1 protein-coding gene and 1 pseudogene are annotated in these 707 nt (G+C 66.5%); both read left to right on the top strand.

What is annotated here, in order from left to right; genetic code table 11:
• Positions 1-302 (top strand): annotated as a pseudogene (locus AC1DU6_RS33995) (lipid A hydroxylase LpxO); the annotation flags it as partial.
• A gap of 4 nt (positions 303-306) precedes the next feature.
• Positions 307-707, top strand: a 401-nt coding sequence (locus AC1DU6_RS33990; RefSeq protein ID WP_477862815.1) for an AfsR/SARP family transcriptional regulator, incomplete at its 3' end; no start/stop codon positions are given.

The raw sequence follows: 707 nt of genomic DNA, 5'->3' as shown, positions 1-707 counted from the left end.
CCTATCTGCACTACGCAGAGAACCAGTCGGACGTGATGCGCATCATCCTGTTCTGCGACGTCGAGCGGCCGCTCAACAACCCGGTGGCGCGCTGGTTCAACCATTTCATCAGCCACACGCTGATCCGCGCCGCAGCCGCCCCCAACTCGGACACCGACAAGACCGGCGGCATCAACAGGCTGTTCGGCTACGTGCAGCAGGTGCGCCTGTTCGGCAAGCGCATCAAGGCAAGGAGCCGCTTCGCCTACTACGGCTTGCAGTGGCTGATTTTTGGCGGCTTGTTCGTCTGGTGGCTGTTCTGAACCCATGCTCCGTCTGCGCCTGCTCGGTGGTTTTGAGATCGAGCGGGCCGGCCGCGTCGAGCTGACCCGCCTGCCCAGCCGCGCCAGCGTGCTGCTGCTGGCCCGCCTCGCGCTGGCGCCCAGGCGCCAGCATCCGCGCGAGGAACTTGTCGAGCTGCTGTGGCCGGGTGTCGAACTGGACGTCGGCCGCAACCGGTTGCGCCAGACCCTGTCCACGCTGCGCGCCCTGCTCGAAACCGACGAGGCGCCGCTCTTCAACGCCGACCGCCTGCAGGTCTCGCTGTTGCCCGGTTCGCTCTCGTCCGACGTGCAGGACTTCGAGGCGACTCGCAACCCGTCCCACTATGGCGGTGAGCTGCTGCCTGGCTATTTCGACGACTGGGTCGTCGCCGAGCGGCATCGGCT

It is taken from the genome of Roseateles sp. P5_B10 (assembly GCF_056400485.1).
The sequence above is the reverse complement of the archived record's forward strand: the minus strand, read 5'-3'. Positions and strand labels throughout refer to the sequence as shown.